Source organism: Rhizobium sp. NFR07, from assembly GCF_900111905.1.
GTDB lineage: Bacteria > Pseudomonadota > Alphaproteobacteria > Rhizobiales > Rhizobiaceae > Neorhizobium.
In genome coordinates this window covers 303,035-316,434 of record NZ_FOKM01000005.1, presented here as the reverse complement: position 1 = coordinate 316,434, position 13,400 = coordinate 303,035, and the positions used below count along the sequence as shown (strand labels likewise).

Here is a 13,400-nt window from a genome sequence, read left to right as displayed (position 1 = left end):
CGGCCGGTCTCTGTGGCAATCTGATCAGCCGGCCCAACCGGTGACACAAATGTTGCGTCGAATGGAGGCGGTGATCCCGGAATTCAGCCGGAGCGAAAATACGGCCAGACGATATTGATTGGCCGCGCATTACAGGAAAGTATGATCCCTGCAGGTGGCAGCGACACACTTAAGCCTTGATCCGGTTGCTCATCCCTGCGCGTTTTCAATTTCGAGCTTGTCTTCGAGGCAAAGCACACCATGGCGTCCAGCAGTCGTTCCAGTCGTATTCGGGAAACCCTCCAGGCGTATCGCGGCATACTTGTTTCCCTTGTGGTTCTGCTGGTCTTCGGCTTCACCGCCTTTGCCATCTACGGCCTGACAACGGAAGTCAGCTATGACGAGGTCATCGCCGCGCTTGCAGACACGCAATGGTCGTCGATCGCGCTGGCCGTGCTCTTCACCACGCTCAGTTTCGCGGCGCTGACGGCCTACGATCTCAATGCACTTGCCTATATCGGCCGCAAGCTGCCGCCCGTGCCGGTGGCCATGACCGCCTTCAGCGCCTATGCGGTCGGCAACACGGCAGGGTTCGGCGCGCTCAGTGGCGGAGCGATCCGCTTCCGCGGTTATTCGCGGCTCGGCCTTTCGCCGGAAGATATCGGCCGCGTCATCGCCTTCGTCACCTTCGCCTTCGGCATCGGCCTCTTGGCGGTCACGGCGCTTGCCTGTCTCGTCACGGCGCCGCGGGTCGGCCAGATCGTGGGCGTCGGCGAGCTGACGATCCGGCTGATCGCGCTCGTCATTCTGGCATCCCTGGTGGTGCTGGTCTTCATCGGCCGCGACGGGCGGGAGATCGCGCTCGGCAAGCTGCATCTGCGCCTTCCCGACAGCCGCACCTCGTCGCAGCAATTCCTCATCACCGCGCTCGACATCTCGGCCTCCGCCTCGACGCTCTACGTGCTGTTGCCGCATACGGATATCGGCTGGCCGTCCTTCCTTGCCATCTATGCGACGGCGGTGGGTGCCGGCGTTCTCAGCCACGTGCCGGCCGGGCTCGGCGTGTTCGAGACGGTCATCGTCGCGGCGCTCGGCAGCACCGTCGATATCGATCAGGTGCTGGGCAGCCTTGTCCTTTACCGCGTCATCTATCACGTCCTGCCGCTGGTGGTCGCCACGCTGTTCGTCATCATCCTGGAAGTGCAGCAGCTCTCGCGGCATCCGGTGGCATCGACCCTGCGAAAACTGGAATTCCGCCTGGCGCCGCTGCTGCTTGCGGCGTTTTCGCTGATCGCCGGTGCAATGCTCGTCCTGTCCAGCGTCACGCCGACGCCGGACAGCAATCTCAACTTCCTCGGCAATTTCATGCCGCTGCCGCTGGTCGAGGGCGCGCATTTCCTCTCCAGCGTCATCGGCATCGTTCTTTTCATCTCCGCCCGCGGCATCGCCCAGCGGCTCGACGGCGCATGGTGGACGGCCGTCATCTGCAGCATCCTGGCCCTTCTCTTCTCGCTCCTGAAGGCGCTCGCGCTGTTCGAGGCGGTGTTCCTCGCAGTGCTGCTTGCCGGCCTTCTCCTCAGTGCCAAGCAGTTCAACCGCCCGGCCTCGATGCTGCGCCAGGCGCTGACGCCGCCGTGGATCGTCGCAATGCTGATCCTGGTCGCGGCCGCCGTGACGATCCTGTTCTTCGTCTATCGCGAAGTCGATTACAGCCACGAGCTCTGGTGGCAGTTCGAATTCTCCGCCGAGGCGCCGCGCGGCCTGCGCGCCATACTCGGCATCGCCATCGTTGCCGCCGCCGTGTCGATCTTCAGCCTGCTGCGACCGGCGCTGACACGCTCGCAATCCTCGACAGAGGAGGATCTGGTGCGCGCGACCGAGATCGCCATGGCGCAGAACTTCGCCGACGCCAATCTCGTGCGGATGGGCGACAAGCGGCTGATGTTCTCAGACAGCGGCAAGGCGTTCATCATGTACGGCATTCAGGGCCGTTCCTGGATCGCGCTGTTCGATCCGGTCGGTCCGGGCGACGAGATTGGCGAACTCGTCTGGCGCTTCGTCGAGGAGGCCCGCACCGGCGGTGGACGGGCGGTCTTCTATCAGATCTCCCCGTCGCTTCTGTCCTATTGCACCGATGCCGGCATGCGCGCCTTCCGCCTGGGCGAGCTGGCGATCGTCGATCTGGAACGTTTCGACCTAAAGGGTAGCCGGCTATCTGGCCTGCGCCAGGCTGCCAACAAGGGCGTGCGCGAGGGGCTGGAATTCGAGATGCTCCAGCCCGAACAGATCCCGCCTTATCTCGACGCGCTGCGTGCCGTGTCGGACAGCTGGCTCGACGTTCACAACACGCGGGAAAAGACCTTTTCGCTCGGTGCCTTCCGGGATGACTACGTCCTGGCGCAGCCGGTCGCCGTCCTTAGAAAGGAAGGCCGTATCGTTGCCTTCGCAACGCTTGCGGTCACCGACACGAAGGACGAAGGCACAGTCGACCTGATGCGGTTTGCGCCGGATGCGCCCAAGGGTTCGATGGATTTCCTGTTCGTCCGCATCATGGAACATTTGCGCGATGCGGGCTTCAGGCAGTTCAACCTCGGCATGGCGCCGCTTTCCGGCATGGCGCAGCGGGAAGCCGCACCGGCCTGGGACCGGATCGGCAGCGTGATCTTCGAGCATGGCGAGCGCTTTTATAATTTCAAAGGCCTGAAGGCCTTCAAATCGAAATTCTACCCGCGATGGGAGCCGCGCTATCTTGCCGTGTCCGGGGTCGGTCCCGCCATGGCGATGATGGACGCGACCCTGCTGATCGGCGGTGGTATCAGAGGAGTTGTGGGTAAATGAGACCGTTTCCAGCCCTGTTGCTCGCCCTTGGCCTGGGGGCCGCCGCATCTTCGCAGGCCCTGGCGCAGGAGCCTGAATACAAGACCGGCATGATCGTGTCGCCGCACATCTATCTGCCGCAGAAGCAGGATCAGGCCGGCCAGAATGCCGATAGTCAGGACGCGAAGAGCCCGGAACTGACCGGCATGGTCTTCCTCGTGTCCGGCGGCAAGGGATGGGGCGAGGCGGAAGAGACTGAGGCGAAGGAGATCGTCGACAGCGGCGCGGCCGTGGTCGGCATCGATTTTCCTTCCTACATGCAGTCGCTTGCCGCCGATGATGGCGACTGCATCTACATGATCTCCGATATCGAGGACATCTCGCAGCAGATCCAGCGGCGGATCGGAAACCGCGATTACCGCCATCCGATCCTCGCCGGTGCTGGCGAGGGCGGTGCGCTGGTGCTGGCAATGATCGCGCAGAGCCCGCTCGCCACGATCGGCGGCGCGGTCGCGGTCGATCCGGTCGAGGGCGTGCCGCTGAAGAAGCAGCTCTGCACCCCGGCCGACAAGCGCCCGACGGATACCGGCATCGTCTACGGGCTGACTGACGGTGCTTTGCCGGCGCCCGTCACGATCGCGTTTACGCCGGATGCCGATCAGACCGGCAAGACCCATGGCCTCGCCCTCAAGCAGGCTCATGCCGATATAACGGTGAAGGAAACCTCGGACGACGCCCAGGACTACTTGAGCACATGGCTGGAAGGGCAGCTCTCCGCCGATCGGTCCCAGGGGGATCTGGGCCTGCCGCTTTCGGTTCTCGAGGCGAAGCCTGCCATGGACACGATGGCGATCATCTATTCCGGCGACGGCGGCTGGCGCGATCTCGACAGCGAGGTCGGCGGTTATCTGCAGTCCCAGGGCATGCCGACCGTCGGCGTGGATTCGCTGCGGTATTTCTGGACCAAGCGCACGCCCGAAGAGACATCGGAAGACCTGAAGCGCATCATCGACACCTATACCGACAAGTGGGGCGTCTCGAACGTCGTGCTGATCGGCTATTCCTTCGGTGCCGATATCCTGCCGGCTGCCTACAACATGCTGCCCAAGGCGACGAAACGGCGGGTGAAGCAGATCTCGCTCATGGCGTTGTCACCCCAGGTCGATTACGAGGTCTCCGTCACCGGCTGGCTCGGCATGGCAGGCGACGGTGAAGGCGGCAAGACCGTCGACGACATCGTCAAGATCCGCAGCAACCTGGTGCAATGCATCTACGGGACGGACGAGGACGACGATCCGTGCCCGACACTGAAGGCGAAGGGCGTCGAATCCGTGCCCATCGATGGCGGCCACCATTTCGACGAGGATTATGCGGCGCTCGGAAAGCGGATCCTCGACAGCCTGCAGACGCGCCTGCCGAAATGAACATGCGCCAGCCACTGGACCGGTTCCAGCGAAAGTGCGTAGCGGCTTTGCGTCCGGAACTGCGTAAGATCAGAGGATCAGAGCGATTTCGCGTTTCGCAGAAAAGCGGAAACGCTCTAACGCGAGGCTCCGCGGTGAATCACGGACCGCCCACGGTTTCGTGAACTCGCCCCTTGAGTTTCGGGCGCTGCGGCGTTAAGTCTCGCTTCACCAGGACCGGGCCCCTCTGGCAGTTTGCGTTGTGAACTGTGATGTCGGACTGGATTTTCCAACTTCGGTGCCTGGTATCGTGAAGATTTCTGCTGAACGGATGACTGGATCTGGCGACAAGGCCGGATTTCGTTCCGCAGCGGTGTTCGCGAACTCCGGCGCCCCTGCCTTGAGATGGGTGTCCATATGATGGAGTTCTTCACGCCGGAGGCATTGTCCGCTCTCCTGCAAGTTATCATGATCGACCTGGTTCTGGCCGGTGACAACGCGATCGTCATCGGTCTGGCCGCTGCCGGCCTGCCGAAGGAACAGCGTGCCAAGGCCATCCTGGTCGGTATCATTGCCGCGACCGTCCTGCGTATCGGTTTCGCGCTGGCTACGACCCAGCTTCTGCAGATCGTCGGCCTGCTGCTTGCCGGTGGCGTCCTGCTGCTGTGGGTCTGCTGGAAGATGTGGCGCGAGCTGCGCACGCCTCATGCCCATGAGGACGAGGCCAACGAGGCGCTCGCCGACAGCGACATCAACAAGGACGGCACTGTTGCCGGCGGTGCACCGCGCAAGACCTTCGCCCAGGCTGCCTGGCAGATCGTCATCGCCGACGTTTCCATGTCGCTCGACAACGTTCTGGCCGTTGCCGGCGCCGCGCACGAGCATCCGGAAGTGCTGATCTTCGGCCTTGTCCTGTCGATCGCACTGATGGGCATCGCGGCAAGCTTCATCGCCCGCCTGCTCAACAAGCATCGCTGGATCGCCTATGTCGGTCTCGCCGTCATCCTCTACGTCTCGCTCGAAATGATCTGGCGCGGCTTCCACGAGATCATGCCCTATATCGGCATGTAAGGATCGGGCTCCGCTTCTCGGAGTAAGAATCAATGTTGGCGGCGCGGTTCCTTCGGGACCGCGCCGTTTCGTTTGCGCAACCGCTTCAGGCGGTGCCGCGGATGCGCCGCAGGGCAAGATCACGCCCTTGCAGGCATAAAGCGATGAGGCCGCGCCGGCAGGGCGGCTCGAAGAACCTCGCGATCACCCACGCGACAGTGCTCAAGGCAATGACGATCCCGCACAGCACCAGCCAGCGGTTTTCCTCGCTCGCGATATTGGCGAAGATCGCATAGCCGATATTCTGGTGCAGCAGGTAGAGCGGATAGGTGAGGCCGCCGAGGCCGATGGCGAGTGCCGCCGGGATCGGCAGGGCTGGCGAAAAGGTCGCGATCACCACGGCTGCGAGGCAGAGCGGCCCCATGAGCATCAGTCCCAGCTCCGGCCGCATGATCGCATACATCTCGACGAAATCCGGCTCGGTGATGAAGGCCGCGCAACTGGCCCAGATCGCGGCGGCGGAGAGAACGATGAAATCCCGTTTCTCGCGGCCCGTGCGCAGCTTGAAGAGGCAGAGCCCGAAGCCGAAGAAGCCGGAATATTCGGTGATGAAGAGTTTCTGGATCGCGCCGCTGCCGATGACCAGTTCATTCAGCGCCGAGAGCGCCAGCCAGGCGATCACGATCAGGCGCCAATGGCGCTTGAACAGGCCAAGTGCGGAAAAGACGAAAACCCAAAAATAGAAGATGATCTCGTAGACGATCGTCCAATAGGCTCCGTCGAGAAAAGGCTGGCCGAGCGCGCGGGACACGATGACGAGATGCGCCAGCCATTGCTTGACCGTCGGCTGCTCGAGCGTCGGGACCGGAAACAGCGTCAATACGATCGCGGTGATCGTCGCGCAGAGCACGAAGGTCGGCCACAGCCGGGCAAAGCGTCCGGCGGCAAATTCGAAGGCGGGACGACCCTTCGCCGACATGGCAATGACATAACCGGAAATGGCAAAGAAGATCAGCAGGCCGGCATCGAACCACATGGCGACCGGTGCCAGTTCCGGAAAGCCGATGCCGCCGCCTTCGCCTGAAAGCCGCATGCGAAAACCGTAGTGGAACAGCAGCACCATGACCGCCGAGACGAGGCGCAGGATATCGAGGTTGAGCAGTCTTTGCGGTTTGGCGGTGGTCATGATGCTGCTCGGTCCCGAAAGCGTAAAGCGCACGCTAACGCTTCGACCTTCGCAAAAGATGAATGAGGTAGTGTGTTCCCGCCGTTCGAGGGGCGCACCTTATGCGACGTCATTCTCGGGCTTGTCCCGAGGATCTGCTACGTCCTGATCATGTTCAACATGAGTAGATTCTCGGGACAAGCCCGAGAATGACGAAGAGTGGTTTCACCACTTGGGTATATCGGCCAAATCCACTCGGCGATCTTAAACGGCCAGAACCTGTGCCTCGGCGGCTCGCTCGTTCATCCAGTCGGCGCTCGGGCGGATGCCGCCCAAGGGGAAGACGTGGATCTGCTCGATCAGGCTCTGCGGATTGCTGGCCTTGTAATCGGCGATCTCGGCCAGGAACTCGTCCGGCTCGTAAGGGGTGAGAAGCTTGCTCAGGTCCAGCGCGCGCTTCTGCAATACGCTCAGCGACGGGCCGACGCCGCAGGAAATGGCGAACTTGATCAGCGTCTGAAGCTTGGTCGGGCCGGCAATACCGAGATGGATCGGCAAGTTGACGCCGGCGGCGGTAATGCGTTCGGCCCATTGAATGACCGGCTTGGCATCGAAGGCGAACTGGGTGACGATCGCCATCTCCGCGTCGCTGCTTTCCGCATAGGCCTGTTTGAACTTCAGCGCCTCGTCGACGACGGCGGTTGTGCCGTCCTTGTCGATATCCTTGTTGCCTTCCGGGTGGCCTGCGACATGCAGGCGCTTGAAGCCGTAGCGGTCGAAAAGGCCGGTTTCGATCAGGTGCAGCGAGCTGTTGAGATCGCCCGCCGGCGTGGCGACGCCGCCAGCCAGAAGCAGCGCCTGGGTGACGCCCGCCTCGTTGTGATAACGGTTGAGCCAGTCATCCAGCATCACCTTGCCGTGGATGCTGCGCGCCGGGATATGCGGCATGACTGCATAACCCTCGTCGGTCAGGCGCTTTGCCGTCGCTATCATGTCCTCGATCGGCGTGCCGTCGATATGGGCGATATAGACCCGCGTGCCGACTGGCAGGAAGTCGCGGAAATTCTCGATCTTGGCCGCCGTGCGCGGCATGACCTCGATCGAATAGCCGCCGAGCAGACTGCCGAAGCGCGCCGGCTCCGGCCTGTCGTCCACGCGCTTGTTTCTGAACACATTGAGAATTGCCATTTCGACTGCCTTCTACATCACAAGACTGTCTGTCCGCCATCATCAAAGGACAGGCGAGACGGCATTTCTGGCACAGCTTTGCAGGGCGCAGTTTCCTCACCGCGCCACTTTCGGTTTGATTTCGTCCGTTTGCGACAGCAAGAGCCTCGTTGACAAGCGTTCCCGCACATTGGACAACATCGCATCCGACGGCAGCCACGGGGGGACTTTTCATGTCTAGGCGCGCGATCTTCGGCCTTTCAGCCTTGCTCTTTTCCGCATTGGCTTTCGTCTCACCACTGAATGCTGCCGAACGGCGGATCGAGACGACCGCGGATGGCGATTATCTCGGCTTCGACCTGCGCACCGTCAAGAATGTCAGCCAGGACCAGTGCGAGACGGCTTGCATCGGCGACAACCAGTGCCGGGCCTTTACGTATAATGTCAAAGCCGCATGGTGCTTCCTCAAGTCCGACCACGGCCAGTTGAACACGTTTGCCGGCGCGGTTGCCGGCAAGATTGTCGAAGTTGCGGCCGAGCCGGATATCGGCGCCCCGCCGCGCCTGTCCTTCCTGTCGGACGACATGCTGACCCAGGCGCGTGAGCAGAAGGATGGCCTATCGCTTGGCGACAACCAGCAGGGCTACGGCATGGAAAGCCTGAAGACGATTGCCCAGAACGAACTTCTCTCCGGCCAGGTCGATACGGCGATCTACAATTACAAGGGTGCCTTGTCGTTCACGCCGGATGACGTTGATCTCTGGATCGCGCTTGCCCGGGCCGCCGGGATCGCAAGGAACAACAGCACCGCAGACAGCGAAGGCACGCTTGCCGCGATCAACGGCTATCTGATGTCGCGCACGACGCAGAGCCGCGCGGATGCGTTGGCAGTGCTCGGCGCCGCACTCGCCAAGCAGCAGAATTATCGCCAGGCGCTCACCGCCTACAAGCAGAGCCTTGCCCTCGTCAGCGCCCGCACCGTGCAGGCCGCCTATAACGACCTGCGCGAACGCCAGGGCTTTCGCGTCAGCGGCAATACGGTCGATGCCGACAGCGCCAATCCGCGCGCCTGCGTGCAGTTTTCCGAACCGCTGGTGAAGGCCGGCGTCGATTACGCCCCCTTCGTCACGCTCGACGGCCAGGCGCCGAAGGCGATGGAAGCCAAGGACAACCAGATCTGCGTCGAGGGCCTCATCCACGGCCAGCGCTACAAGCTGTCGCTGCGCCGCGGCCTGCCGTCCTCGGTCGACGAGCCGCTGCCGGCCCAGGTGGATCTTGAGGTTTACGTCAAGGACCGCTCGCCGATGGTGCGCTTCACCGGCGACAGTTTCGTCCTGCCGTCGACTGCGCGCCGCGGCATCCCGATCGTCTCGGTCAATACCGAACAGGCCAACCTGAAGCTCTACCGGATCGGCGACCGCAACATAGCGCCGCTTCTCACCAATTCGCAGTTCCTCACCCAGATGACCGGCTACAGCGCCGACCGCATCGAACAGGAAAACGGCGAGCTCGTCTGGCAGGGCACGATCGATCTGGGCCAGGATCTCAACAAGGACGTGACCACCAGTTTCCCGGTCGACGAGGCGCTGCCCGAGCACAAGCCCGGCGTCTATGTGCTAACGGCCTCCGCTGCCAATGCCGTCAACCAGGAATGGGACAACAAGGCGACGCAATGGTTCGTCGTTTCCGATATCGGCCTCACCACCTATGCCGGCACGGATGGGCTGCATGTGTTTGCCCGCTCCCTCGGCTCGGCAAAACCGATCGAAGGCGTCGACCTGCAGCTTCTGGCCAAGAACAATGAAATCCTTGGTACCGCAAAGACCGATGCCGACGGCCGCGCCACCTTCACCGCCGGCCTGATGCGCGGCACGGCGGCCATGGTGCCGGCAGTACTGACGGCCCAGAGTGGCGGAAAGGATTATGTCTTCCTCGACATGACCCGCGCCGGCTTCGATCTTTCCGACCGCGGCGTCACCGGTCGCCCCGCACCAGGCGCGATCGACCTTCTCTCCTGGACCGAGCGCGGCATCTATCGCCCCGGCGAGGTGGTGCATGCGAGCGCCCTTGCCCGTAATGTCGATGCGACAGCGATCGAGAACCTGCCGCTCACCTTCGTCTTCCTCAGGCCCGATGGTGTCGAGGACCGGCGGATGGTCAAGAACGGCAATATCGGCGGCTATACGCTCGATCTGGCCCTCCAGGACACCTCCATGCGCGGCACCTGGACGATGCAGGTGTTTACCGATCCCAAGGGCTCGGCGATCGGCGAAAAGACTTTTCTTGTCGACGATTTCGTGCCGGATCGCATCGAATTCGACATGACGAGCGAGGCGAAGGAAATCACCGTCGGCGAGCCGGCTTCGGTGACGATCGACGGCCGTTATCTCTATGGTGCTCCGGCCGCAGGCCTCGGCCTCGAAGGTGAGATTGCCTTGAAGCCGACCCGCGAAAACGCGGCCTTCCCCGGCTACCAGTTCGGCCTCGCCGATGAGGAAGAGACCGAAACCGTCCGAATCCCGCTCGATGCGCTGGAGGACACGGACGAGGACGGCAAGGCCACGTTCGACGCTGATGTCACTGAGCTGCTGTCCACCACCAAGCTCATCAACGCCGATATCGTCGTGCGGATGCAGGAGACGGGCGGCCGCGCGATCGAGCGCAATCTGTCGCTGCCGGTCAAGGCGGATGGGCCGAGGATCGGCATCAAGCCGGAATTTTCCGGCGATCTGCCGGAAGGTGCCGTCGGCAATTTCAACTTGATCCTCGTCGATGAGGCCGGCGCCAAGCAGGCTTCGAAGGGTCTGCCGTGGAAGCTGGTCAAGGTCGATCAGGATTACCAGTGGTATCGCGACGGCAATTCGTGGCGCTACGAGCCCATCACCCGCACGCGTCAGGTCGCCAACGGCACCACCGACGTGACGACAGATGGCGGGCGCGTGTCCGTGCCGGTCGAATGGGGTCGCTACCGCCTTGAGGTCGAGACTACCGATATCGGCGGTCCGGCCTCCAGCGTCGAGTTCGATGCTGGCTGGTTCGTCACCGCCACATCGACGGAAACGCCGGATGCACTGGAAGTCGCGCTCGACAAGCCGAGCTACAAGGTTGGTGATACGGCCAAGCTCAAGGTCTCCTCGCGTTATGCCGGCGAACTGATGGTCATGGCCGGCTCCGAAGAGCTGATCACCGTCGAGACCGCCAGCATTTCCGAGAATGGCGGCGAGGTCGAAATCCCCGTGACCGCCGATTGGGGCGCAGGTTCCTACGTCACCGCGACGCTCTATCGTCCCGGTGAGGCCCGCGAAAGCCGCATGCCGATGCGGGCAATCGGCATTACCTGGCTGAAGGTCGATCCGGAAGCGCGTGATCTCGCGATCGCCATCGAGGCACCGGACAAGACGCTGCCGCGCCAGCCGCTCGATATCTCGCTGCAGGTGGCGGGTGCCGGCGCCAATGAAGACGCCTATGTCACGGTCGCGGCTGTCGATGTCGGCATTCTCAATCTCACCCGTTACGAGCCGCCCGCACCCGACGACTGGTACTTTGGCCAGCGTCGCCTCGGGCTCGAAATCCGCGATATCTACGGTCGGCTGATCGATGGTTCGCTCGGTGCGACCGGGCGTCTCAGAACCGGTGGCGATGGCGGCAGCATGGCGCTGCAGGCAAGCCCGCCGAAGGAAAAGCTGGTGGCATTCTTCTCCGGTCCGGTGAAACTGGACGCGGAGGGCAAGGCGAAGGTCTCCTTCGACGTCCCGCAGTTCAACGGCACGGCGCGGGTCATGGCCGTCGCCTGGTCGAAATCCGGCGTCGGTCACGGCGTCAAGGATGTGATCATCCGCGATCCGATCGTCATTACCTCCAGCCTGCCGCGTTTCCTGGCGCCCGGAGACGACAGCAATCTGAGGCTCGACATCGCCAATACCGATGGACCGGCCGGCACCTATGACCTCACCGTTGAGACCAGCGATGCGGTCGCCATCGGCCAGAGCGCCGTCAAACCGGTTGAATTGGCCGCTGGTGGAAAGACGAGTGTCACCCTGCCGCTGGTCGGCATCGAGCCCGGCGACGGCACGGTTTCGATCAAGCTCGCCAACAGCTCCGGTCTTTCCGTCGATCAGGTACTCAATATCCCTGTCCGCCCGGCGGCCATGCCGGTGACGGAACGGCGGCTGGTCGATCTCAAGCCGGGTGCCAGCGTTACGGTAGACGGCAATCTTCTGGCCGACAGCGTCCTCCAGGGCGCTTCGGTCAGCGTCAATGTCAGCCGCTCGAATGCGTTCGACGTGCCGGCGCTGCTGATGAGCCTCAGCCGCTACCCCTATGGCTGCGCCGAGCAGACGACGAGCCGTGCCCTGCCGCTGCTCTATCTGAGCGAAATGGCGGTACAGAACGGGCTTGCCGACGATGCCGAGGTGAAGAAGCGGGTGCAGGATGCGATCTATCGTGTCCTCTCCTTCCAGGCCTCCGCCGGCAGTTTCGGCCTCTGGGGGCCTGATGGTGCGGGCAGCGATCTCTGGCTCGATGCCTATGTGAGCGACTTCCTCTCGCGGGCGCGCGAACAGGGTTACGACGTGCCGGAAAAGCCGCTCGTCCAGGCGCTGGAAAACCTGCAGAACACGCTCGCCTACACGACCAATGTCCGCGACCAGGGCAACCAGATCGCCTATGCGCTCTACGTGCTCGCCCGCAACCGCAAGGCGGCGATCAGCGATCTGCGCTATTACGCCGACACGATGCTCGGCGATTTCCCGACGCCACTCGCCAAGGCGCATATCGCGGCAGCACTCTCGCTTTACGGCGACGGCCAGCGCTCGCAGGCGATCTTCAATGCCGCGCTGCAGATGTCGGCGGATGCGCAGGTTCATAAGGTCAGCCTTGCCCGCTCCGATTACGGTTCGTCGCTGCGTGATGGTGCGGCCGTGCTGGCGCTTGCCGCCGAAAGCCGGCCGGTGCCGCCGATCGTGCCGGCATTGGCGGATGTCGTCGCCAAGGAGTGGAGCGCCAAGAAATATACCAGCACCCAGGAGCAGACCTGGATGCTGCTCGCCGCCCGCGCCCTGCAGAACGGTGATGACAGTCTCCGCCTCAACGTCAACGGCGCTGCCCATACCGGCACGCTGATGTCGCAGATGGCGGGCGATGTCCTGCTCGACCATCCGCTGACGGTGCGCAACGACAGCGGCGATCCGCTGTCGGCTGCCATCACCACCGTTGCCGCACCCGCCACGCCGCTGCCGGCCGGGGGCGATGGGTTCGAGATTTCGCGGACCTATTACACCATGGCCGGCGAAGAGGCGAATGTCAGCGCCGCACAGCAGAACGAGCGCTATGTCGTGGTGCTTAATGTCACCGAGACCAACGACTGGCCATCGCGCATCGTCGTCACCGATCTCCTGCCCGCCGGTTTCGAGATCGACAATCCGTCGATCGTCAACAGCGCGAACCTCACCAATTTCGACTGGATCGAGGAAGTGCAGGCGGCCCATACGGAATTCCGCAACGACCGCTTCGTCGCCGCTTTTGATCGCTCCCAGGGCGACAACCGGCAGATCACGCTGGCCTATGTCGTCCGCGCCGTGACGCCCGGTGTCTACGATCATCCGGCCGCGCAGGTGGAGGACATGTACCGTCCGCAGTTTTCCGCACGCACGGCGATGGGCAAGATGGAGGTTGTTGGGGGGCAGTGATGTCGGAGCATATGAAGAGAAGACCCCTCCCAACCCTCCCCACAAGGGGGAGGGCTTACCCAGCCTCACCGCTACAGCCCAATCGAGGCAGGTGATTGCGGCGAGTCTTCTCCCCCTTGTGGGGGAGATGGC

6 protein-coding genes are annotated in these 13,400 nt (G+C 62.9%); 4 read left to right on the top strand and 2 right to left on the bottom strand.

The window, feature by feature from the left end:
• Positions 1 to 240: 240 nt before the first annotated feature.
• The 3 genes from mprF (at position 241) to BM216_RS13405 (ending at position 5,270) form a co-directional block, all read left to right on the top strand.
• Positions 241 to 2,817 carry a bifunctional lysylphosphatidylglycerol flippase/synthetase MprF gene (mprF, locus tag BM216_RS13415; RefSeq protein WP_092999673.1) on the top strand — a complete coding sequence of 859 codons (2,577 nt, stop codon included), beginning with the start codon at positions 241 to 243 and terminating at the stop codon, positions 2,815 to 2,817.
• On the top strand, positions 2,814 to 4,220 hold the full coding sequence (locus BM216_RS13410) for a virulence factor family protein (protein WP_092999672.1): 1,407 nt from the start codon (positions 2,814 to 2,816) through the stop codon (positions 4,218 to 4,220). Before mprF ends, BM216_RS13410 begins: the two co-directional genes overlap by 4 nt.
• 396 nt (positions 4,221 to 4,616) lie before the next feature.
• Positions 4,617 to 5,270, top strand: a complete 654-nt coding sequence (locus BM216_RS13405) for a TerC family protein (RefSeq protein ID WP_092999671.1) — start codon at positions 4,617 to 4,619, stop codon at positions 5,268 to 5,270.
• Positions 5,271 to 5,355: 85 nt separating this feature from the next.
• Here the strand turns inward: BM216_RS13405 and BM216_RS13400 are convergent, their stop codons facing one another.
• A complete protein-coding gene (locus tag BM216_RS13400) occupies positions 5,356 to 6,435 on the bottom strand; it encodes an acyltransferase family protein (protein ID WP_092999670.1) in 1,080 nt (359 codons plus the stop codon).
• Between the two features lie 243 nt (positions 6,436 to 6,678).
• Positions 6,679 to 7,602, bottom strand: coding sequence for a methylenetetrahydrofolate reductase (locus BM216_RS13395; RefSeq protein ID WP_092999669.1), 924 nt, complete (start codon positions 7,600 to 7,602; stop codon positions 6,679 to 6,681).
• 212 nt (positions 7,603 to 7,814) lie between these two features.
• Here BM216_RS13395 and BM216_RS13390 point away from each other — a divergent pair, with 212 nt between their 5' ends.
• Positions 7,815 to 13,268: an alpha-2-macroglobulin family protein gene (locus tag BM216_RS13390; RefSeq protein WP_092999668.1), complete on the top strand. Its 5,454-nt coding sequence runs from the start codon at positions 7,815 to 7,817 to the stop codon at positions 13,266 to 13,268.
• Positions 13,269 to 13,400 lie beyond the last annotated feature (132 nt).